At 64.2% G+C, this 22765-nt stretch carries 20 protein-coding genes and 1 pseudogene; 8 read left to right on the top strand and 13 right to left on the bottom strand.

Annotation, left to right across the window (positions count from 1 at the left end; translation table 11 throughout):
* Window positions 1–1121: pseudogene (locus N799_RS05925) on the top strand (DEAD/DEAH box helicase); the annotation flags it as partial.
* A gap of 180 nt (window positions 1122–1301) precedes the next feature.
* Here the strand turns inward: N799_RS05925 and N799_RS15920 are convergent.
* The 3 genes from N799_RS15920 to N799_RS05935 are packed head-to-tail and all read right to left on the bottom strand — an operon-like array spanning window position 1302 to window position 2161.
* Entirely contained in the window at window positions 1302–1547 is a 246-nt protein-coding gene (locus N799_RS15920) for a GDCCVxC domain-containing (seleno)protein (RefSeq protein WP_081974720.1), read from the bottom strand.
* Entirely contained in the window at window positions 1507–1794 is a 288-nt protein-coding gene (locus tag N799_RS05930; protein WP_036209372.1) for a heavy-metal-associated domain-containing protein, read from the bottom strand. Before N799_RS05930 ends, N799_RS15920 begins: the two co-directional genes overlap by 41 nt.
* A gap of 10 nt (window positions 1795–1804) precedes the next feature.
* A complete protein-coding gene (locus N799_RS05935) occupies window positions 1805–2161 on the bottom strand; it encodes a mercuric transporter MerT family protein (protein ID WP_036209374.1) in 357 nt (118 codons plus the stop codon).
* A 41-nt stretch (window positions 2162–2202) separates the two neighbouring features.
* Here N799_RS05935 and N799_RS05940 point away from each other — a divergent pair, with 41 nt between their 5' ends.
* From N799_RS05940 to N799_RS15210, 3 genes are all read left to right on the top strand, one after another.
* Complete coding sequence (locus N799_RS05940; RefSeq protein ID WP_052101283.1) at window positions 2203–2631, top strand: MerR family transcriptional regulator; 429 nt, start codon at window positions 2203–2205, stop codon at window positions 2629–2631.
* A gap of 110 nt (window positions 2632–2741) precedes the next feature.
* Window positions 2742–5312, top strand: coding sequence for an SPW repeat domain-containing protein (locus N799_RS05945; RefSeq protein ID WP_036209375.1), 2571 nt, complete (start codon window positions 2742–2744; stop codon window positions 5310–5312).
* A gap of 138 nt (window positions 5313–5450) precedes the next feature.
* On the top strand, window positions 5451–5912 hold the full coding sequence (locus N799_RS15210) for an EF-hand domain-containing protein (protein ID WP_036209378.1): 462 nt from the start codon (window positions 5451–5453) through the stop codon (window positions 5910–5912).
* A 115-nt stretch (window positions 5913–6027) separates the two neighbouring features.
* Here N799_RS15210 and N799_RS05955 read toward each other — a convergent pair whose 3' ends face one another.
* Window positions 6028–7953, bottom strand: coding sequence for a glycoside hydrolase family 15 protein (locus N799_RS05955; RefSeq protein WP_081974722.1), 1926 nt, complete (start codon window positions 7951–7953; stop codon window positions 6028–6030).
* A 507-nt stretch (window positions 7954–8460) separates the two neighbouring features.
* Here N799_RS05955 and N799_RS15215 point away from each other — a divergent pair.
* From N799_RS15215 to N799_RS05965, 3 genes are all read left to right on the top strand, one after another.
* Complete coding sequence (locus N799_RS15215) at window positions 8461–8751, top strand: hypothetical protein (protein WP_152597834.1); 291 nt, start codon at window positions 8461–8463, stop codon at window positions 8749–8751.
* Window positions 8752–9080: 329 nt separating this feature from the next.
* Window positions 9081–9476, top strand: a complete 396-nt coding sequence (locus tag N799_RS05960; protein ID WP_203225029.1) for a DUF4440 domain-containing protein — start codon at window positions 9081–9083, stop codon at window positions 9474–9476.
* A 338-nt stretch (window positions 9477–9814) separates the two neighbouring features.
* Window positions 9815–10825, top strand: a complete 1011-nt coding sequence (locus N799_RS05965) for an SDR family oxidoreductase (RefSeq protein WP_036209516.1) — start codon at window positions 9815–9817, stop codon at window positions 10823–10825.
* Window positions 10826–10983: 158 nt separating this feature from the next.
* Here N799_RS05965 and N799_RS15225 read toward each other — a convergent pair whose 3' ends face one another.
* The 7 genes from N799_RS15225 to N799_RS05995 all read right to left on the bottom strand — a co-directional run bounded on the left by N799_RS15225 (window position 10984) and on the right by N799_RS05995 (window position 19225).
* Window positions 10984–11238, bottom strand: a complete 255-nt coding sequence (locus N799_RS15225; RefSeq protein WP_152597835.1) for a hypothetical protein — start codon at window positions 11236–11238, stop codon at window positions 10984–10986.
* A gap of 198 nt (window positions 11239–11436) precedes the next feature.
* Window positions 11437–12186, bottom strand: coding sequence for an MBL fold metallo-hydrolase (locus tag N799_RS05970; RefSeq protein WP_036209382.1), 750 nt, complete (start codon window positions 12184–12186; stop codon window positions 11437–11439).
* Between the two features lie 160 nt (window positions 12187–12346).
* Window positions 12347–12796 (bottom strand): copper-binding protein, encoded by a 450-nt coding sequence (locus N799_RS15925; RefSeq protein WP_081974726.1) that lies wholly within the window; start codon window positions 12794–12796, stop codon window positions 12347–12349.
* Between the two features lie 159 nt (window positions 12797–12955).
* A complete protein-coding gene (locus N799_RS05980; RefSeq protein WP_036209385.1) occupies window positions 12956–16108 on the bottom strand; it encodes an efflux RND transporter permease subunit in 3153 nt (1050 codons plus the stop codon).
* On the bottom strand, window positions 16105–17505 hold the full coding sequence (locus tag N799_RS05985) for an efflux RND transporter periplasmic adaptor subunit (protein WP_238978789.1): 1401 nt from the start codon (window positions 17503–17505) through the stop codon (window positions 16105–16107). The genes N799_RS05980 and N799_RS05985 overlap by 4 nt, the downstream gene beginning before the upstream one ends.
* On the bottom strand, window positions 17502–18794 hold the full coding sequence (locus N799_RS05990) for a TolC family protein (RefSeq protein ID WP_238978791.1): 1293 nt from the start codon (window positions 18792–18794) through the stop codon (window positions 17502–17504). Before N799_RS05990 ends, N799_RS05985 begins: the two co-directional genes overlap by 4 nt.
* A gap of 74 nt (window positions 18795–18868) precedes the next feature.
* Window positions 18869–19225 carry a hypothetical protein gene (locus tag N799_RS05995; RefSeq protein ID WP_052101285.1) on the bottom strand — a complete coding sequence of 119 codons (357 nt, stop codon included), beginning with the start codon at window positions 19223–19225 and terminating at the stop codon, window positions 18869–18871.
* Window positions 19226–19408: 183 nt separating this feature from the next.
* On the opposite strand from N799_RS05995, the gene N799_RS06000 reads away from it, so the two are divergent.
* A complete protein-coding gene (locus N799_RS06000) occupies window positions 19409–20236 on the top strand; it encodes an alpha/beta fold hydrolase (RefSeq protein ID WP_275040608.1) in 828 nt (275 codons plus the stop codon).
* On the opposite strand, the gene N799_RS06005 is transcribed toward N799_RS06000, so the two are convergent.
* On the bottom strand, window positions 20226–22061 hold the full coding sequence (locus tag N799_RS06005; RefSeq protein WP_036209387.1) for a 2Fe-2S iron-sulfur cluster-binding protein: 1836 nt from the start codon (window positions 22059–22061) through the stop codon (window positions 20226–20228). The two genes, N799_RS06000 and N799_RS06005, sit on opposite strands and share 11 nt — an antisense overlap.
* Window positions 22058–22753 (bottom strand): PepSY domain-containing protein, encoded by a 696-nt coding sequence (locus tag N799_RS16065; RefSeq protein WP_036209388.1) that lies wholly within the window; start codon window positions 22751–22753, stop codon window positions 22058–22060. Before N799_RS16065 ends, N799_RS06005 begins: the two co-directional genes overlap by 4 nt.
* Between the last annotated feature and the right edge of the window lie 12 nt (window positions 22754–22765).

Consider the following 22765-nt stretch of genomic DNA (forward strand, 5'->3'; position numbering starts at 1 on the left):
TAAGTGTCCGTGAAAACGGGGGTGAACCCGAGGATGCCCTGGATAAGCAGTCGGGCCTAGCGGCGCGCTTGCGGCTTGATACGGTGCAAACCGCCGCAGTGATCTCGCTTTTGCTGGAAAACTGGTTCGAGCCCCCCGTCATCCACGGCGCCCACTTCTCGACCTTGATCCAACAGTTGCTCTCTGCTATGGCGCAATATGGCGGACTGCAGGCCGCGCAAGCCTACAAACTCCTCTGCGCGCCCAACGCCCCCTTCTCCGGCGTGTCAAAAGAGGCTTTCGCCGAACTCCTGCGCCACCTGGGCCAAGAGGAGATCCTCACCCAAGACAGCTCTGGCTTGCTGCTTCATGGGCGCGTCGGCGACAAGCTCGTCAATCACTACTCCTTTTATGCAGCCTTTACGTCGGACGAAGAATTCCGGGTCGTTGCAGGCGGAAAGACGCTCGGCACGCTGCCGGTGGAACAAATGCTCACCGTCGGCCAGCGCATCCTGTTTGGCGGTCGCACGTGGCTCGTAGAAGACATCGATGAGGCACAAAAAGTCATCCACGTCTCGCCAGCCAAGGGCGGTGCACCCCCGTTGTTCAGTGGCGGCATGGGACGGGTCCACACCCGGGTTCGCCAACGCATGCGCGAGATCTACGAGGCGACCGACCCCCTCCCCTTCCTAGATTCGACTGCTCAGCGCTTCGTGGAAGAGGGGCGGCAGACCTATCAGCAGGCCGATCTCGGTCAACGACTGATGCTCGACCAAGGCAGCAACACACTGCTCCTGACGTGGCTAGGGGACAGCGCGAACGAGGCCCTCGCTTGCCTGATGATGTCTCGTGGATCCCAAGCTGCGGGGGGACGATTGGGCGTGGAGATCACCAAGTCCGGCAAAACGCTCGGCGATATCGAGGACATGTTGGCCGACGCGGCATCGGAGTTGCCGCCACCCCCTGTCGAGGCGATGCTGGCCAGGGCTGGAAACCTTGCGCGTCAGAAGTGGGATTGGTTGCTCTCCCCTCAGTTGCTCCGCGCTTCCTATGCGAGCTTGAACCTCGATATGGGTGAGGCGGTGGAGTGGCTAAAAGGCCTTACCAGAACCTCCTGTCCGGTAGACACCCGCGAGATATGAGATACCGAGCGATTTGCGCTGCAGTAGTAATCGGGGCAGGCCCGACATCAAGCGCAAGTGCCGGGGTCGATGTCCCCTAGGCTGGAATAGCGCACCGGTCGTAGATCACCTTAGGGTGGCTCGGCGGCGTAACGCGGGTGTGTCAGTGAGGCTCATGCACCGGCCGCGCATGACCAGCCGTTATCCGCAGCAGGGCCTTTGTTGCTGAATCGGTGGGCACGGCACTGTGCCGTATGAACAGAACACGCAGCAATCGCCTTGTTTGGGGCGCATCACGATGCTGCAGCCGGGGCACTCGTAGAAAAACTGGCAGGCAGTCGTGGGCATCGTCTCACTGGCCTGATGTCCGCACTCCGGGCATGTCAGGGTGCTGAGTAGCTGCAGGTCAGTCACCGTTCGCCCTTGCCTTGGCCGGGAACCCGGCATCGGTGATGGCGCGTGCCACGGCCGGGATGCTCGTACGTTCCGAATCGAAGGTCACCGTCACCGTGGCGGCCTTGGTGTCAATCTGCGTATCGGTTACACCGGGTACCTTTTCAAGTGCCTTCTCGATGGTGATGCTGCATGCCGGACAGGTCATGTTCGCAGCGTCGAGCACCACCTTCTCCGGCGTGCTCCCTGTCGCCGTTCCCGCCAACATCATGAGCATCAGGCCCAAAGTCCACTTGCGCATAGATCACCTCCTAGAAAAACCAGATCACGTAATAAGGAAACAGCAATAGCATCGCGATCACGAGCGTCGCCAGCCACAACCAACGCCGCCGGCGTTTCAAAGTACGCGGATCGATGCATGCACCGTCAGCGCGACATTGGGAGGTCGGCCCATACAGGCTCCAGAAGGCCAGTCCCAACAAAAGCAGGGTGGCTCCAGTGAACCAGGGCCGCCAAGGATCCAAAGCGGTCAAGTTGCCGATCCAGGCGCCACTGATCCCCAGCAGGACCAGCACCAACGGCACGACACAGCAGATCGACGCGCCGATGGCGGCGAGGCTTGCGCCCAGGATGGCGGGCACCGAGGATTTGGCGGGATTCGTGCGCATGGGTGCATACTAGCTTCCGTACTTGGGTACGGAGTCAAGCGATGAGTCCAAGAACGTTCACCATCAGCCGACTGGCGGCTTCGGCCGGCGTGCACATCGAGACGGTGCGCTACTACCAGCGTCGCGGCCTGCTGCATGAGCCGGAGCGCCCGGCCGGCGGCGTGCGACGCTACGGACCGACCGATGTCACCCGACTTCAGTTCATCCGGCGGGCGCAGACAATGGGCTTTGCCTTGGACGAGATCGCCGATCTGCTGAAGCTCACTGGTGAGCGCTCCTGCGAACAGACCCGGCAGTTGACGGAGCGAAAGCTTGCCGATGTTCGTTTGCGCCTCGATGAATTGCGGCAGTTGGAGCGCGATTTAGACCAGATGGTGGCGAAGTGCAGCCAAATGCCCGTGGGAGCGTGCTGTCCTACGCTCGATTTGCTGGAGCACGCGAGGTGCCACGTGTCAGCCAGGCTTGAATAGGGCTCAGCAGCACGTCCACGCGTTGCAGTGCCTCGACACGGCACGAACAGGATTTATGAAACTGTGACGATTCAGTCTCACCGGCATGAGGCGACTCAGCGGCCTGAATTATGGAAACGCGCAAGCCCGTAGTCCTCGTCACCGGCAGCAGCGGCTTCATCGGGTCGGCGGTGATCGAGAAGTTCACCGGTCATTTCGACCTGGTCGGGCTGGACCGGCAGACCTCGCCGGAGCCGCCGGCTGCGGCCGAGTTCGTCGGCATCGACCTGACCTCCGATGCCAGTATCGAAGCTGCGCTGGCGCGCGTCCGTGCCGCGCACGGCGACCGGATCGCGTCGGTGATCCATCTGGCGTCTTACTTCGATCTCACCGGCGAGCCCAGCCCCAAGTACGAAGAGGTAACCTTGGGCGGCACCGAGCGCCTGCTCAAGGCGCTCAAGGCGTTCGATACCGAGCAGTTCGTGTTCGTCAGCACGATGCTGGTGCACGCACCGACGCAGCCGGGCCAGCCCATCGACGAAGACGCGCCGCTCGATACCGAGCCGCTGCCGTACCGCCAGTCCAAAATTCATACCGAGCAACTGCTGCGCGAGCAGCATGGGGACATTCCGGTGGTGCTGGCGCGGCCGGCCGGGATCTATGACGACATGGGGCACTCGGCGTTCCTGGCCCAGCAGATCGCGCGCATCTTCGAACGGCAGGTGGCGAGCCACGTGTATCCGGGCTCGCTCGAGACCGCGCAACCGTCGCTGCACCTGGACGACCTGACCGACGCACTGCTGCGCATCGTCCAGCGCCGCGCGGAGCTGCCCGCCGAACTGCCGTTGCTGCTGGCGGAATCCGAGGGACTGAGCGTCGACGAGATGCAGCGCACGCTGGGACGGTTGATCCATGACGAGGCCTGGGAGACCAAGGAGATTCCCAAGCCCGTCGCCAAGGCCGGCACATGGGTGCAGACCGATGTCCTCGACGAGGATCTGTTTATCCGGCCATGGATGGTGGATATCGCCGACGACCACTACGAGGTCGACACCTCTCGGGCGAAGCAGTTACTCGACTGGACACCCGCGCATTCATTGCACGAGACGCTGCCGGGGATCATTGCCGCGCTCAAGGATGACCCCGTCGGCTGGTACCGCGCCAACAAGCTCAATGCCGCGCGGGTGGCGACACTGGCGGTCGAGGCCAAAGCAAACGAAGCCGGCAGCCAGGATGACACCGGAGCCGACGCAACTTCCGATGATTCGGCCGCGCCTCACGAGATGCAAAAGCACATGCAAGGCATGCGCAAGATGCATTTCAGCATGCTTTGGGTGCACTACCTCAACATCATGCTGGGCGCGTGGCTGATGTCGAGCCCGTTCGTGTTCGGCAGCTTCGAGGCCTCCGGCTTCAGCGATGCGGTGCTGCGCGTCACCGCCGATCGCGGCCTGGCCGACCCGGCGCTGCGCAGTGCGTGGCTCGGCCGCAGCGACGTGATCAGCGGCTTGCTGATCATGCTGTTCGGCGCGCTGTCGCTGTCGCCGCGGTTCTCCTGGGCGCAATGGGCCAATGCCGCAGTCGGCGTCTGGCTGCTGTTCGCCCCGTTGGTCTTCTGGACGCCGAGCGCGGCGGTCTACGCCAATGACACCCTGGTTGGCGCGTTGGTCATCGCCTTCGCGATCCTGGTGCCGATGATGCCGGGCATGGGCATGGCCGGCATGATGGACAAATCCGACGTACCCCCGGGCTGGAGCTACTCGCCCTCCACCTATCTGCAGCGCTTACCGATCATCGCTTTGGGGCTGTTTGGGCTGTTGCTGTCGCGCCACCTGGCCGCCTACCAGCTGGGGCACATCGACACCGCTTGGGAGCCGTTCTTCGCCGGTCGGGCAGGACTCAATGGCACCGAGGACATCATCACTTCGGATGTATCCAAGGCCTGGCCGGTCGCCGATGCCGGTCTCGGCGCGGTGACTTACATGTTCGAGGTGCTGATGGGCGTGATGGGCGACCGCCGGCGCTGGCGCACGATGCCGTGGATGGTCGCAATGTTCGGCTTCGTGGTGGTGCCGCTGGGCGTGGTCAGCATCTATTTCATCATCATCCAGCCGATCATGCTCGGCACCTGGTGCACGCTGTGCCTGATCACTGCCTTGGCGATGCTGATCATGATTCCCTACAGCCTCGACGAGCTGGTCGCGATGGGCCAGTACCTTGTGCAGGACCATCACCGCGGCGGGCGCTTCTGGCGCACGTTCTTCCGCGGCGGCGCACAGCCCGATGGCGGCCGCGACGACAAGCCGGGCTTCGATGCACCGTTAGCGGCGGCGTACGCATCCGCGGCACGCGGTATCACGGTGCCGTGGACGTTGGCGGTGAGCGCGCTGCTCGGGGCAGCGCTAATGTTCACCCGGCTGCTGTTCGACACCCGCCCCCCGATGGCCGACAGCGATCACTTGGTCGGTGCGCTGATCGTCACCTTTGCGGTCATGGCAATGGCGGAGGTGGGCCGGACCTTGCGCTTCGTCAACGTCGCGCTAGGGGTGTGGCTGGTCATCGCGCCTTGGGTGCTAGGCGGCGCCGGCACGACAGCGTCGTGGGTGGGCGTGGCGATCGGCGTCGCCGTGATCGTGCTGAGCCTGCCGCGCGGCACGCGCAGTCAGGAGCACTACGGCAGCTGGGACCGCTTTGTCGTGTAGCCAAACCGCCGGCCGTCGAGGACTGCCGGCGGGTCGCTCATTGAGCGTACACGTCTGCGGTGGACAATAAATCCTGAGCACCATGGCGCGTGTGTATCCCCCATCCGCCACCCCCGTTTGCTCAATCCAGGAGATTCCATGCGTAATTCCCAGATACTTTTGCTCACCGCGATTATCGCAGCGGCGCCGGCGGCGTTTGCCCAGAATCCTGCCCCTGCAGCCGATCAGGAGACAGCGGGCAAGCAGGACATGAAGCCGTTTGCCCAGCTGGACAAAAATCAGGACGGTCAGCTGACCCAGGCCGAACTCCCGGCCACTAGCATGCACAGCCAGCATTTCGCCAAGATCGACGTGGACGGCAATGCCAGTTTGTCGAAGACGGAAGTCGACAGGCACCTCGTCGAAGACATGGGCATGAAGCCCGGCGATATGGAAGGCATGAATCACGACATGAAATGCATGGAGGGCATGGAGGGCATGGAGGGCATGGAGGGCATGGAAGATATGAAATGCATGGAAGGTATGAAAGGCATGAAGGACATGAAAGGCATGGAGCATGGCGACATGGACATGGGCGCCGATGAGGACGACGGCAACTAGAGCCACTCTGCAATTGGACAAGGCGTCCGACGACCGCCGGCGTCTTGTCCAGTTGGGCTTCGCCTAAATTCACACGCAGTTTTTTTCAACTGGTGGCGCAGGTGAAGGTGGGTACTTACCGCGCGATCTCCGAGTCGCGCTTGCCACGCCGGGCCTCGGCCAGCGCATAGCCGGCGATGACCAAGCCGACGTGCGAGAACGCCTGGGGAAAATTTCCCAACGGCACCTGACTGCGGACATCCACCTGCTCCGAGAACAGTCCGACGTGGTTGCCCAATCCGATCAGCCGTTCGTACAGCGTTTCTGCGCGCTCGAGATCGCCGCGCCGGGCAAGGTAGTCGACCAGCCAATAGCTGCAGATAACGAACGCATTCTCGTCTCCCGGCAACCCGTCGTAGCCACTGTCGGGCGGATAGCGGTACAGCAGTCCGTCGACGGACAGTGTCTGCTCGATGTAACGGCAGGTGCCGACCATGCGCGGGTCGTCGGCCGCCACGAACCCGTAGCGCGCGAACAGCAGCAGGCTGGCATCGGCGGTCTCGCCGCCGTAGAAGCCCACATAGCTGTTGTGACCGGTGTGGAAGCCGTTGCTCTCGATATCGGCGCGGATTGCATCGCGCTCGACTGTCATTGCCGCTTCGTCGATGCCCATGCCGATGCGACGGTGCAGGTCGATCAGTCGGTCCAGTGCTACCCAGCACATCAGCTTGGAGTAGGTGTTGTGACGCGCGGGACCGCGGATCTCCCAGATTCCACTGTCGGGCTGACGCCATAGCTCGCAGACCGTTCGGCCTATGTCAGCCAGCAACTCGCGCTCCTCCGGTGCCAATACGCCGCCGCGGGAGACGAAACCGCAAGCCGTCAGCAGCATCTCGCCGTAGATATCCAGTTGCAGCTGATCGTAGGCGCCGTTTCCAATCCGCACCGGGCCTAAGCCTGCGTGCCCGCGCAGCGAAGACAGGCTGGTCTCCTGCAGTTGATCCCGGCCACAGACGTCATACATCACCCGCAGGCGAGGACGCGTCGATCCGGTGGCATGCAGCAGCCAGTGCAGAAACGCGTCGGCTTCGCCGCGGAAGCCCATGTCAGCGAACGATTGCAGCACCATCGAGGTGTCGCGCAACCAGCAATAGCGGTAGTCCCAGTTGCGTGCGCCGGTGTCGCTCGCCGGGAGCGAGGTGGTCGCGGCCGCGACGATGGCGCCGGAAGGGCTGTAGGTCAGCAGTTTGAGTGTCAGGCAGCTGCGCATCACCACATGCCGGTATGAACCGTCGAAGCAGCATTGGCTGCACCAGTCGCGCCACCAGCGCATCGTCGCGGCCATGCGCTCACGTACCGGCGCGCCCAGCGACACGCCATAGTCAATATCGCTTGCTGCGTGGACCACCGCGCACTGGCGCTCGTTGCCGGCAGTCAGCGTCTCGTTGGCGTAGAGCGTCCCGGCGTCGAGCGCGGCGAACGGCAGATCGCTGCGCAGCAACGCGGTGCCGTCGCACCCGTCGCAGAGCCAGTCGGTGTCGCCATGGCGTCGCAGCGCCGGCTGGCTCCGGGCGTAGTCCGGACGCGGCGCATACAAAGCTTCCAACTGCACCTGCCCCTGGATGCACCGCGCGACGCGCAGCAGCTCATGCGGCGACTTGGCGACCGAACCTGGCTCGCCGGCCGGCATGGTCATAGCGTCCGTCAGTTGCAGTACGCCGCCGCTGCAATGAAACGTGGTTTCCAGCACATTGCTATCGTGCAGATAGCGCTGCTCGACGCGCTCGATGGCGCGCGGCCGCAGCGCGAACCGGCCGCCTTCGCGGCGGTCCAGCAGCGCTCCGAAAATCGACGGGCCGGAGAAGTGCGGGAGGCACCACCAGTCGATCGAGCCCTGCTTCGACACCAGTGCAAGCGTGCGGCAGTCGCCGATCGCAGCGTAGTCGCCGATCGGTTGTTGCGGTGCATCTTCGAGCAGTGGCTGGTCGGGACGAGGCTGAGGGGCCATGAACTGCGATCTCCAGCTGCGAGCCTGGGTTCGGCTCAGGATGCCCGCGAACATGTCCAGTGGATGTGCATGCCGTGTGCACACCGTCCAGCCCGTAGATATATATCCCCGTCACGGCTCGTAAGGTACGGGCATGAGCTTGCGAGACAACCTTCCGCACCGCCTCGCGCCAGTGCTGCAGCACTTGATCGGATGCATCGGAAGCTCTAGGAATCCCCCGACGTCGCAACCAGATGGAAGACGGCAGGCAGGCTGCTAAGGCGCAGCCTCATATCTTGAACCCCTCGACGAATCGTTGATCCGCGCTCGCTTAAGTTCGACGTTTGATAGGCGTAATTTGTACGGCATCCGGGTCGAAGCCACTCTAACGCTCTTGGAGGCGCCAGCTGAAATGCTCTCAATGAGCCTAAGGCTCAACCACGCGTTGTTTCGGGGCAAGATGCCGTCCAGACGGCAGAGGTTGCTACAACAGATCTGTCTGAGCTCGACGAGGCGGAGGTCGAGCGTGTGCTCGGCCGCACGTCCTACTGCAGCTTCAGTTACGCCAGTACTGCTGGGCCGATGCTTGCTGCAACAATGCCGACCGGGGGCACCAGCAAGGGCGTCGTAAAGATCCACGGCCGTCTGGTCGAGATGCAAGCCCGCTACGAAGGTTCGCCAGAACTACCCTCAGCGATGGGACTGACGTTGGTAGCAGATGGGATTCGCATCATTGTCGAACCTCCGACCGATGGCAACGCGGCGGTGTCCAACGGATCGCAATTGCGCAAGACCACTGCGCAACTGCAGCTGGAGGCCGGTCTACGCGTCGGCTATCGCGGGTTCTATGGCTGCAACTCGCAAGGGGACTAAAAATCTCGACGGCCGTCGCTCTGAGGCTGAGCAGCACTCGTCGACCATGGGGCTTTGAGCGTCTGTCGCATACGGTCACTGCTATGTCGGGGCTCCTGTCGCTCGTGGCGGCATTGGGATCCACCATGTAAGCTCGGTGCCAGTCTTCGAGCACGCTGAGCTGCTCGACGACTGACATCCTCATGAGGCGTCGGGCTGCCGACGCCGCCTATTCCTGATGCGAGGCGCCAATGATATCTGCCCTGCTCCGCCCATTGATGCTGTCCGTGCTTATGTTGAGTGCTCCTCTCCATGCGTCAGAGCGATCGGAGGCTGCGGATGAGGCAGCAGTGAAGTCCGTGCTGGGCCAGTACAAGCAGGCGCTCGAGCGGCTGGACCTGACGGGGGTCGACACGCTGTTTGCCCCAAAGAACACCGTGGTGGAGTCCGGCAAGGTGGAAGGCGGCTATGCGGACTATCTGGCCAATCACATCGGACCGGAACTCGGTCACTTCCGGTCCTTCGAGTTCTCCGACTACGCCGTCGACGTGCGCATCGAAGGCGACACCGCACTCGCCACCGAGACCTATCGCTACACCATCGAGCTGAAGGACAAGCCTGAGCCGATCGTTCGGCAAGGCGTGGCGACAAGTGCACTCAAACGGTCGGGTGACACGTGGCAGATTCTCTCCATGCACAGCTCGTCCAGGACGCCGAAGGCGGCCGCCCCTTCATCGAGGAAGTAAGCCCCGCGCGTTGGACAGATGGCCGGTAAACGCCGGCCATTACGCATCTGCCTTCGAGCAGTGGCTAGTCGGGACGGGGCTGGGGGGCCATGAACTGCTATCTCGAACTGCGAGCCTGGGTTCGGATCAGGATGCCCGCGAACATGTCCAGTCGATGTGCATGTCATGTGCGCGCCGTCTAGCCCCGGCGAAACCCGTCACATGGCCTGGATGTTCGGCTCGTAAGGTACGGACATGAGCTTGCGTGACATCCTTCCGCATCGCCTCGCGCCGGTGCTGCAGCGCTTGATCGGATGCATCGGATCATTCACCCGCGCAGTGGGTGCGCCGGGGTCGCCGTGAGCACCGAAACCGGCGGGAGGGTCGTGGTACTGACGGGCGCGTCGGCCGGCGTCGGTCGCGCCACCGCCATCGAGTTCGGCAAGCACGGGTGGCGGGTCGCCTTGCTCGCGCGTGGGCGGGACGGACTGGAGGGGGCCCGGGAAGACGTCGAGCGGGTCGGCGCCCAGGCCATGATCGTCGAAACCGACGTTGCCGACCACGCTCAGATCGAGGCGGCCGCAAAGCACATAGAACAGGAATGGGGGCCGATCGAGGTCTGGGTCAACAACGCGATGGCGACGATCTTTTCCGAGTTCCTCGATGTGTCGCCCGAAGACTTTCGTCGCTCCACCGATGTCACCTACCTGGGCGCGGTGTGGGGCACTCGCACCGCCCTTCTGCGAATGAAGCCCCGCGACCGGGGCGTCATCGTGCAGGTCGGTTCGGCGCTTGCGTACCGCTCGATCCCGCTGCAGGCGCCTTACTGCGGCGCCAAGAGCGCTTTACGCGGGTTCACCGACTCCATTCGCAGCGAGCTTCTGCATGCCCGCAGCGGCGTGCACATCACCATGGTGCATCTGTCGGCGTTCAATACGCCGCAGTTCGAGTGGGGACGCACGACCATGGGTTGCCGACCGCGCCCGATGGGAAAGATATTCCAGCCGGAGGTGGCGGCGCGGGCGGTGTACTGGGCGGCAACGCATCGCCGCCGTGAGCTGTGGGTCGGGTGGCCGGCGGTGCAGGCAACCCTCGGCACCCGGATCATTCCCGGCTATCTCGACCGCATGCTGGCCAGGACTGCCGTCGACGGCCAGCACACCGATGAAGCGTTGCCCGCTGGACGCGAGGACAACCTCTACACCCCGGTCGACGGAGACCACGGGGCGCATGGCCGCTTCGATTCCGTGGCGGTCGCTACCAGCGTGCAGCTGTGGTTGACGACGCACCGCGGGGCCATAGCCGCAGTGACGCTCATCGCGTTGGCCATCATCGGCACGTGGCTGGCGCTGTACTTTCGATCGGCCTGATCGCCCGATCTGATAGCAGCGGTGACGCCACATGCCGATGACCGAACGTTCTACTCAGTCGAGGGACAGCCGAGTGATCGCCGCGCCCCACGCGGCCAATGCCGCGGTGAGCACAATGACGCACGGGTGAGGCTGGCCAGCGCCGGGCTGCAATCGGCTCAGGGTCGGGGATGCCGATCGCTCCGTAGATACTTGATCAGCGCGAATACCGCCAGCACCAGAAAAATGATGAGCAGCACGCCCAGCAACATGCAGCCGGCCATCATCCAGCCGCCCATCATGCTGCTACCCATCATGCTGCTACCCATCATTCCGTCACCCATCATGCCGTGGCGAGATCCGGGGCTCGCATGCGTAGTAACCGGGGCCAAGACTAACCACATCGGAAATAGCGGTGTATGCGACAACTTCATGTTATCTCTCTCCAGTGGGCCGACTGCCGTCGGCAACGGTGCTGCGGGCAGCAGCTGAGCAGGCGATCCAATCAAGGTCCTCGCTACAATCGCGCGAGCCGCACGCTACATGGGTTTAGGTGAAGGGTCTGCGTCATCAACGCACACCGAAGTACAGCGGGGATGCCGAGCGAGTGCCGCTTCAATAGAGGCAGCAGGCTAGCCCTGACGGTTCGGCTGCATTTGCTCCCGATACTTTTCCAAGTGAGGGGGAAGCAGTTCTGGACAGCGGCCGCACTGCCTGTTGGCAGGGATGGCGTAGTCCATGAACTCGGGGTAAGGCAGACCGAGCCCCGCCATGATCTCCAGAAACTCTTCCAGCGTGCGGTCATCCCCCAGGCGGGGGTTGCGGTTGCGCTCCTGCGCGATCGTCGAGACACGCCGCTGTTTGTAGTCGTGTGCGGGGTACACCAGCGTTTCACCTGAGAGCCGAAAGAGCATGTCGCGCACGCTGGAATAAAGGGTTCGTGCGTCGCCGCTCTGGAAATCCGTACGGCCACAGCCGTCGATCAGGAGCGCATCGCCCGTGAAGACCCGGTCCCCGGTCAGGACGCTGAAATGGTTGTCGGTGTGCCCCGGAGTGTGCAGAGGGAGCAGTTGCAGGCTGCCGATTTGCAAAGGTACGCCGTCATCCATCGCAACATCGGCACACGGCAAGCCATCAAGCCCGGGCGTCGCAATCCGACTGCCCACCTCGCGCTTGAGTTGCAATGCGGATGTGATGTGATCGGCGTGTATGTGGGTGTCGATCGTCATCACAAGGCGGAGTTCCAAGTCACTGATTACCTCCAGATCCCGTCGCCACGCAGGCAACACGGGGTCAATCAGGGCCGCCTCCCCGGTTTCCGGGCATCCGATCAGGTAGGTGTATGTCGATGAAACCGGTTCGTACAGTTGGCGAAAGATCATCAGTGGAACTCCTATCCCGCAAGACGGGGCCTCTTCAACGTAGTTCGCTTCTTTCAATGTTCGAGTCCGCGACCGAGCTGACCCCGGGGTGTCGGGAGCAAACCGGCGGAGATCCCGCAGCGCGATGGCCTTGAAGACCTTCGCGCTGCGGGGTGTTCACTTACTGGGCCGGCGTGATGCTCGTAATCGTGTTGTTCGCGCCTTCCGACAGGAATTCGAAGTTCACCTTCTGGCCGGCCTGTACCGCGTTGACCTGCTCAGGCGTAGCGGTGAACCCCATGGTCATGGCAGGCCACTCCAGGGCCTCGACCGGACCGTGCGCGATGACGATCTTGCCGGTGGCCGGATCGACAGATTCGACCGTGCCACTCGCCGTGGCCGTGGTGCCGGCCGCAGCCGCGTCACCGGTGGCCATGCCCATGGCCTGATGATCGGCCTCGGACATGTCCATCGACTGAGCGTCAGCGCCCGCCACTGGTGTCGTGGCCGGCTCGGCGGCGGCAGGAGCCGTGGTTTCGGACGGGGTGACGGCGGTGTCAGCGTTGCCGGACTCTTCGGAGCAGCCAGCCAGCAGCGCAATCGACAACAAGGGAGCAATAAGCATTTTCATATGAGTTTCCTCAGGAGTGGTGGGATGGAGCGACTGCGGGCGATTCGGCGACGGCACAGCAGTCGACATGCCGCCGGATGATCAACATTGAAAGGAGCGGAGCCGTAACCATGCCGCCGATCATCGGGGCCGTTCATGGCGTCCTCGCAGAGTTGGTCTTCATGAAGTCTTCCTCGAATTGCTGGATCGGTTGCGAACCAGTTCGCGGCGTCGCAGCAGCCAGTACGCCGCCGGGATTCCCAGCATCGACAGCAGCGGCGCGGTAATCATGCCGCCGACCATCGGTGCGGCGATGCGTTGCATCACTTCCGAGCCCGCGCCGCCGCCGATCAGGATCGGGAACAGACCGGCGAGGATCACCGCCACGGTCATCGCCTTGGGCCGGACGCGTTGTACCGCGCCTTCGCGGATGGCGTCGGCCAGCTCTGCGTCGCCGGCATCCGGATTGGCCGCCAGCTGCCGTTCCCAGGCTTGGCGCAGGTACAGCAGCATGATGATGCCGAACTCCGCCGCCACACCCGCGAGCGCGATGAATCCGATCAGCGTGGCGACCGAGATGGCATGGCCCAGCAGCCAGATCAGCCACAATCCGCCAATCAGCGCGAACGGCAGGCTGAGCATGATGATTCCCGCCTCCGAGCCGCGCCGGAACACCAGCCAGATCAGTCCGAAGATGATCAGCAGCGTCGCCGGCACCACCACGCGAAGGCGTTCGGCCGCGCGTTGCATGAATTCGTACTGGCCCGACCAGCCGACCGAGTAACCCGCCGGCAACGGCACCTGTGCGGCGACCGCCTCTTGCAGGTCTTCGACCACCGAACCGAGATCGCGCCCGGCGACATCGACGTAGACGTAGCTGGCCAGGCGGGCGTTGTCGCTTTTCAGCATCGGCGGACCGGCCTCGTAGGACAGCTCGGCCACCTGCCCCAGCGTCAGTTGCACGCCGTTGGGCGCTATCAACGGCAACCCCGCCAGCTCCGCCGCCGAGTCGCGCAGCGGGCGCGGGTAACGGACCACCACGGGGTAGCGTTCGCGGCCCTGGATGGTCTGGTCGACCGGCTGGCCGCCGATGACCGTCGCGATCAGCCGCTGCACGTCGGCCTGGGTGAACCCGTAACGCGCGGCGGCCTGCGGCTTGACCTCGACATCCAGGTAGCGACCGCCGGTGATGCGCTCGGCCACCGCGGAGCTGACGCCCGGCACGGTGCGCGCGACCTGTTCGACGCGGCCACTGATCTCCGCCAGCACCTCGATGTCCGGTCCGAATACCTTGATCCCGATCGGGCTTTTGATTCCGGTGGCGAGCATGTCGATGCGGTTGCGGATCGGCGGCACGAACAGGTTGGTCAGGCCGGGCACCTGCACGGCTGCGTCCAGTTCCTGCTGCAGCTTCTCCATGGTCATGCCCGGCCGCCACTCGCTGCGCGGCTTGAACGTGATCGTGGTTTCGAACATCACCAGAGGCGCCGGATCGGTCGCGGTATCGGCACGCCCGGCCTTGCCGAACACGTGCGCGACCTCGGGCACGGTCTTGAGCATGCGATCGGTCTGCTGCAGCAGTTGTCCCGCCTTGCCGGCCGACAGCCCCGGTAGCGCGGTCGGCATGTACAGCAAGGTGCCCTCGTCGAGCGGTGGCATGAACTCGCTGCCCAGCTTCGACAGCGGCAGCAGGCTGAGCAGCAGCGCCGCACCCGCCAGCGCCAGGGTGATGCGCGGATGGCGCAGCACCGCATCCAGCGCCGGTCGATAGACCGCGATCAGCACGCGATTGATCGGATTCTCCGCCTCCGGACGGATCCGTCCGCGAATCAGGTAGCCCATCAACACCGGGACCAGGGTGATCGACAGGATCGCGGCGGCGGCCATCGAATAGGTCTTGGTGAACGCCAGGGGCGAGAACAACCGACCCGACTGCCCCTCCAGCGAGAACACCGGCACGAATGACAGCGTGATCACCAGCAGGCTGACGAACAATGCCGGCCCGACTTCGCTGGTCGAGGCTCCCATCAGCTGCCATCGCTCCTGGCCCTTGGGATCGCGGCCGTTGTGCTCGCGAAATTCCTCCAGGCCCTTGTGCGCGTTCTCGATCATCACCACCGCCGCATCCACCATCGCGCCGATCGCGATCGCGATGCCGCCCAGCGACAGCAGGTTGGCGCTGATGCCCTGGTAGCGCATCACGATGAACGCAGCGAGGATGCCCAGCGGCAGGCTGATCACCGCGACCAGTGCCGAGCGCATATGCCACAGGAACAGTGCACAGACCAGCGCGACGATCAGGAACTCTTCGCCCAGCTTGACCGCAAGGTTGCGCACGGAGGCCAGGATCAGCTCGGAGCGGTCATACACCGGCACCACTTCGACGCCCGCCGGCAGGCTGTCCTGCAACTGCGCGAGCTTGTCCTTGACCGCGTCGATCGCGGCCAGCGCGTTCTTGCCCGAGCGCAGCACGATGATGCCGCCGACGACCTCCCCTTCGCCGTCGAGTTCGGCGATGCCGCGGCGCAGGGTCGGCCCGCGTATGACCCGAGCGACCTCATTCAGCAGCACCGGCACGCCGCCGGTGGTGACCGGCACGTTCTCGAAGTCCTCGCGGCTTTGCAGGTAGCCCTCGCTGCGGACCATCAACTCGGCTTCGGCCTGCTCGATCACCGAGCCGCCGGTCGCGCCGTTGGCGGCGCGGATCGCCTCGACCAGTTGCGTGACGGTGATGCCGCGCGCGGCGAGCGCCTGCGGGTCCGGCACGATCTGCCACGCCTGCACCATGCCGCCAAGACTGGCGACCTCGGCCACATCGGGGACGGTCTTGAGCTCGTAGCGCAGGAACCAGTCCTGCAGCGAGCGCAGCTCGCCGAGGTCGTGCTGGCCAGTATGATCGACCAGCGCGTACTGGTAGACCCAGCCCAGCCCTGTTGCATCTGGACCGAGCGACGGCGTGATGCCCTCAGGCAGCCGGTCGCGCACCTGGCTCAGGTACTCCAGCACGCGCGAGCGCGCCCAGTACAGATCGGTGTCGTCGTCGAACAGCACGTAGACGTACGAGTCGCCGAAGAACGAATAGCCGCGTACGGCCGTCACTCCGGGTACCGACAGCATCGTCGTGGTCAGCGGATAGGTGACCTGGTCCTCGACGATGCGCGGCGTCTGCCCGGGCCATTCGGTGCGGATGATGACCTGGGTGTCGGACAGGTCGGGCAACGCGTCCAGAGGCGTGCGAAAGACCGACAGGATGCCCCACACCGTCAGCAGCAGTGCGGCGAACAGCACGATCACGCGGTTGGCGATCGACGCGCGGATGATTGCGGCGATCATAGCTTCGGCTCCACAGCGGATTCGTCAGTGGACGGAACGGCAGCTTCGGGTGCTGCTTCGGCCTCATCATCTGCAGCCTCTGTCGCGTCCATTCCTGGCATGTCATCCATGCCCTCCATCTGGGACTCTGGCGCTTCCTTGCCGCTCGGTTGGCTCTGGTCAGACGCATTTCCGCCCAGGCGCTCCAGCGCGCCGGAGAGATTCGCTTCGGAGTCGATCAGGAATTGTCCCGAGGCGACGATGCGCTCACCGCCTTTCAGGCCGGACAGGATCTCCGTGAAGCCGCCACCGCTTTGCCCGGTCTGCACCGCCACCGGGCGGAACTGACCGCCCTCCTCCATCACGATCACCCGTGCTTCGTCGCCGGCGCCGATCACCGCGTCCGAGGGCACCAGCGGTTGCTCCGCCCCGCCCGTCGGTTCCAACGTGATCTGCGCGAACATGCCCGGTGCCAGCACACCATCGGGATTGTCGAGCACGATGCGCGCCTGTTGCGTGCGGCTGCCGGTCTCGATCTGCGGCAGCAGGGTTTCGACCCGCCCCTCGAACACGCGCCCGGGCATCGTGCTGACCCGCGCCTCGACCGGCGTACCGGGCACGATCGCGCCCACCGCCGCCTGCGGGATCGCCGCCTCCAGCCACACGGTATCGGTACCGTTGACGCGAAACAGCAGCGTGCCGGTCGACGCCGCCTGACCCTCACGCACACCGATCTCGCTGACCACGCCGTTGACCGGCGCGGTCAGCACGATGCGGCCGTCGCGTATCGCCGCGCCCGGCGGCACTCCCAGCACGCGCAGCCGCTCACGCGCGGCTAATTGCAATGCCTGCGCCGAGGACGAACTGGCCTGCCCCAGCGCCCGGACTTCGGCCAGCGCGGTGCTCCATGCCGGCGCCAGGATCGACGCCAGCGGCTGGCCGGCACGGACCGGCTCGTACGGTGCCTTGACGAACAGGCGATCGACCACGGCGTCGACGCGGGCGCTGACTACGTGCTCCTGACGCAGATCCCAGCCGATCGTGCCGGGCACACTGACGGTGCCGGCGAGGCTGCCACGCTCGACCTCAACAGTGCTGATGCCGAGATTCTGGCGTGTGCCGGGCGCGATGCTGATGCCGCCCTCGCTGACTTCGTCGGCGTACTTGGGCACCAGTTGCATGTCCATGAACGGCGACTTGCCGGGCTGGTCGAAACGCTGGCCGGGCACCATCGGGTCGTACCAGTACAGGACCTCGCGTTCGGAGCTCGCGGGTGTGGTTGCACCGCCGGCGGCCGCGGCTGGTGGCGAGACGGCAGGATCAGCGGAACGACTTGCCCACCAGTAGCCCATTCCAATCCCGCCGGCCAGCAGCGCAAGCGATGCCACGACGATGTAAATACGTTTGCTGTGGTTCATTGCTGCGGCTCCTGCGGAAGCAAATAAGCGAGCGCCGCCCAAGCACGTCCAAGCGCCCCCAGCCGTTGCGTGTGGTCGATCAGGATGTCGATCTCGTCGCGCCGGGCATCCAGCCATGGCCTGACCGGAGCGCCGGCGCGGTAAGCCGCCAATGCGGTCGCGGTGCGGTCGCGTGCCAGCGGCAGCAATGCCTCGCGGTCACGCGCCACCTGCCGCTTGAACCCTTCCCATCGTGCGATGTCGGCGCGGATGCGGGCGGCTTGCTGGCGACGCAGATCCTCCCGCGTCGCCAGCGCGGCGTCGTACTCGGCCTGGCGCGCGGCAACGCCGCGGTCCTGCCGGTTGCGAGTGAACAGCGGCAACTCGATCCCGAATTCCAGCATGAACATGTCGCTGCGGCCGCCGTCGCGCTGGCCGTACGAGGCGGCCACGCTCCAGTCCGGGCGTTTTTCCGCACGGGCGACATCCACCGCCGCCGCCGCGGTTTCAATTTCCGCGGTCGTCGGCAGCAACGGTCCGAGTCGATCCAGCGCAGCCAGCAGCTGCGCCTGGGAGACCGGCAGCGCGGTGAAATCCGGCGTCTGTTCCGTAGGCAGCAACATCTCGTCGCCGATCCATCGAGCCAGGCCCACCTGGGCGGCCTCCTCGGACGCGCGGGCCGCTTCGATGCGGTTGTCCAGCTCCAGCAAAGCCGCTTCGGCCGCCAGCGCGTCGGCCACGGGGTCGGCACCGCCCGCCACACGTGCGCGGGCCAGGCGACTGGCGAGTTCGGTTTCCTCGCGCAACGCCATCAGTTCGTCGAGCTCCCGCTGCGCGGCCCACAGATCGATCCACGCCTCGGCGGTCTCGCGGCGCACTTCAAGCCGCTCCGCTTGGGCATCGGCCTGAGCTTTGTCGATATTTCGAGCCGCCAGCGAGCGTTCCGCTTCGCGCTCGGCCCGTGCTGGAACCTCCTGCCGCAGGCCGATGCGCTTCATGGTCATGAAGTCGGCCTGGACATCGAATGCATCCGCACCGGTGACGGGGAGGTTGTCGATGCCGACCGTCAGCATCGGATCCGGCAAGGCGCCGGCACGGCGGGATTCCTGCTCCGCCGCTTCGATCTGCGAGCGACGGGCATTAAGCATGGGCGCGCGCTCGACGGCGAGGCGGGTCGCCTCCTCCAACGACAGCGCAGGTGAGGCGGCGAAGCTCGCCACCGGCATCGCCAGCAGCAGGAGCAACGGACACGCCCTTGTCGCGCGAGCAAATGAACGCGCAACACAGACAATCTGGGTGTGGAACAGCATGGGACCTCCGAAACGAAATCGTCAGAAACGCACGACACACATGGCCGGCGCAGATTCGCGACGTCGTTCGGGGTCTAGATCAGCAAGCTGCAGTAGCGCAGTCGCGGTGGTGGACCGGAGTGGTCAATCGGTCCGTGGGCTGCGAATGCAATTTGGGCGTCCGGCGAAGCGAGCACCGGCTCGAACAGCAGCGGCGGCAATGCCAAGGGGGGTACATGCAGTGCGCCCAAATCGGCAGTAACGGCGTGGCCGGGCGAGCAATGCTTGGCGCAGAGCGCCGGCGCCTCCTGCACCACTTCCATGTCCATGCTGCTGCAGTCCGCGGTCATGGCGACCGGATCCGGCGGCATGTCCGGAATGGTGCAAGCATAGGCCGCCACCGCGATCTGCTGGAACAGCAGACACAGGACCACCGCAAGGGCGATGCGCATGCAATGGCGTCGACGGAACGGCATAAGCGTGATGCTACTACGGGACATCTGAAAGTGTGAGGATACTGGCTCGCCAGACCACCTGAACGGGGCGGCCCTTGACCCAGGTCAAATTGGGCGGCTCAAGCGCCACTCCAGCCAAGGTTGCAGGTGCGGCCTCCCAGACTGAGTTCACGCGACATGATGCCCATCAGATACACCGGTCACGACGGATGGCCGCTGACCGCCTTCGTTCCAGAAGATGCCTCCCCTGATGCACCCGTCCTGGTGCTCATGCACGGAGGTGGACCGGATCACCGCAGCCTCGTTCCGCTTGCACGGCGGCTGGCTGGCAGCGCCCACGTGATCCTGCCCGACATCCGCGGCTATGGCCGTTCGGTGTGTGCGGATCCCGCGCGGCACACCTGGGCGCAGTACGCACAAGATGTCATTGCCTTGCTGGACCATCTCGGCGTGGATCGTGCTCTCGTTGGGGGCGCGGGGTTGGGAACGACCATCAGCCTGCGCACGGCCTTAGCTAATCCCGAGCGCGTCGCTGGCTTGGTGTTGATCAGCTTGGAAGACATCGAAGACGCCGCCGCGAAGCAAGACGAAATCGCGTTCATGGAGGCTTTCGCGGCGCGTGTACGCGAGGGCGGGCTGGACGCGGCTTGGGATCCCATCTTGCCCCACCTCTCCCCGGTGATCGGCGCGATGGTCCGCGAAGCGCTGCCGCACGCTGATCCCGCCAGCGCCGCGGCCGCAGCCGCTATCGGCTACGACCGCGCATTCTGCAGCGTGGACGAACTCGTGGCGATCGATGTCCCCACCCTGATCATTCCTGGGGCCGACTGGCGCCACCCAGCCGGCCTCGCGCGACAACTGGCGGAGGCCCTGCCCTACGGTCGCCTAGCGGCGGTTGCCATGTCTACCGATCTCCAGAGCTCTGGCGATTTCGGGCGCTCATTTGCGCCCGTCATCCAGAAGTTCCTGATCGAATTTTCCGACATCTTCTCCAACATCAAATCTTAAAATCGTCGTACGCCGCCATGGCTTCATCGACGCCCAGTTTGTTCAACAACTGGCGCGTCGCCGAGAGCATCGCAGGCGGTCCGCACAGATAGAATTCGCAGGAATGGATGTCGGGGTGGTCGCGCAGCAAGGCATCGTGCGTTGCTTCGTGCACGAGACCCTTTATCAGCCCTGCGCCATGCTCCGCTTCCTCCGACAGCACCAGGTGCCAAGTGAAATTTGGATGGCGTTCAGCCAATTCAGCCATCTCCGCTACATACGGCGCTTCACGCAGGTTTCTCGCGCCGTACCAGAAGTGAATACGCTCGTTGGCACCACCGTCGAGAAGCGCATGGACCATCGCTCGCAGCGGCGCCATGCCGGCGCCACCACCGATGAAGATCTTCTCGCGATTGCCCGGCTGGAGCGCGAAATCACCGAATGGCCCGCTGAAGCGGACGGTGTCGCCCGGTTTGAGTGAATACAGGTAAGTCGAGCCCTTGCCAGTGGGATGACGCTTCTTGCCTTGACCACCCGGACTGAAACGCGCAAGCAGCGTCAGATGCCCTCCTGCCTTTTCGACCGGCAGAGCCAATGAATAGGACCGTCGAACCGGTTCTTTGTTGGCCAGGGTTGTCGGCAGGTCGAGGGCCGCCCAATCACTGCGATGATGTTCGGGGTGGTCGATGTCGTGGCGCTGCAGCGTATAGTCCGGCACGTGCACCTGAAGGTAGGCGCCCGGCTGGAACTCCGGTCCGGGTGGTGTATCGGTCGCAAGCACGATCTCACGCAGGAACGGCGTCACCGCCGTGACTGTCTCGACCTTGGCCGTACGCTCGGTCCATAGTCCGGCACCACCAGCGACCTCGATCTGCGTATTGGCAGCAACCGTAAGATTGCAGGCCAGTCGATGGCCCATCTTCAACCGGCTCTGCGAAAGATGCTCCCGATCGGAACTCGTCGGTGCTGGCGCGATGCCGCGGACGCGTACTTCGCAAAGTCCGCAACTCTGGCCGCCCCCGCAATTGGACGGCAGCTGCAAACCATTTCGCGCCAATGCCAGGTAGACGCTGTCGCCGGTGTGTGACTCGACCGACCGTAGTTTGGTGCCGTCGGGATCGAACACCGTCAACTCGCGAGCCGGACGCCAGCGCTTCGGAACAAACTCGCCCAAGCGGAAGCTCGTGACCAGCAGCCAGAACCCTGAAAGCGCAATCCACAATCCGCCGGAGCCCGCCATGATCACCAGTGGGTTGTTGAAATCCTGTCGCCCGGTGTAATCCATGATGTGCAACATCCATACGAAATCGAAGATGCGCCACGTGTCATTACGGCGCTCAAGGACGCGGCCGTCCTGCCCCGAAACATAGAGCGTGGTGTCTTCGCTATCGCTGAACGGCACACGCCACATCGGTGCTTGGTGGTCGCGCACTTCCAAAGTGGCAGCCTTCATCCATTCGGGCTCGCCCGCTGCACCGTTGCCTGAATAATCTTCAGCGGCGATCTCGCTCGCAGTCACCGAATCAACCAATACAGGTTGCCCATCGGCTGCGTCGACGAGCCATGCGGTGGACTCGTAAACCAAGCGATATACCGGGCGATCCTGCAACCAGAATGCCTCGACGGTCTGAACGGGCCGCTCGGCCACCGCCACGATCTGCGCCGGCGACAGCATGCCCGTTGGCCACATCCGGGGCTCATCCAGGTTTTTGGTCCGATGCTGCTGCCCCGCCACGGTATCGGCATCGAGCAGGCTCATCGTCAGGCCGCTCGCCGTCCAGATGACGAATTGCAGGGCGATGATCAGGCCCACCCATTTGTGCAGCTTGCGGGTCCAGGGCGTCATGCGCTGCGCCTTTTCTTGCTGAAACTGTAAAAGAGCAACCAGACCCCGCTGAGCGCGAATATCAGGCCCAGCGACGCGGCCACGCGCAACAGCGTGTTGTTGACGTCGGCGCGCTCTTCGTAATCCATGATGTGGAACATCCAGAGAAAGTCGAACCAGCGCCACAGGTCGTGGCGCTTGGCGATCAGTTCGCCGGTTTGCGGTGAGAGGTAGAGCGTGCTTTCGCTGTTGTCGGCAAATTCCACACGCCACATCGGCACGGGTGCGCCACCGACTTCCTGCGGTGCCTCCGTAACCAACTCGGTCTTCAGGATCGGTGCGTCGCCGGTATAGAGCGACTGCGCCAGCTGACGCGCGGTCCTCTCGTTCAATGGACTGAGTCGAACGCCGGACCGCGCGTCGATCAGCGTAATGGTGTCGGCCTGGTGCAACTCGTACACCGCGTCGCCCATGAACCGTTTCAGCCGGAACGAAGTCAGGCCGGCGTATTGCTGCGCCAGTGCATCGGAATCGATAAGCGGTCCGGATGCCGACAGCGGCTTGGCCCCGGCGTGGGCGAGATGGTCACCGTGGATGATGTCGATCGAGATCACGGTCATGTAGACGCCGCTGAGCATCCACAGCAACGCTTGAACGCCGATCACGAGGGCGATCCATTTGTGGGCACGACGTGCCCAGAATGCGGGTTTCATGGGAGGTAGCTA

Origin of the sequence: Lysobacter arseniciresistens ZS79 (assembly GCF_000768335.1) — a bacterium.
GTDB lineage: Bacteria > Pseudomonadota > Gammaproteobacteria > Xanthomonadales > Xanthomonadaceae > Novilysobacter > Novilysobacter arseniciresistens.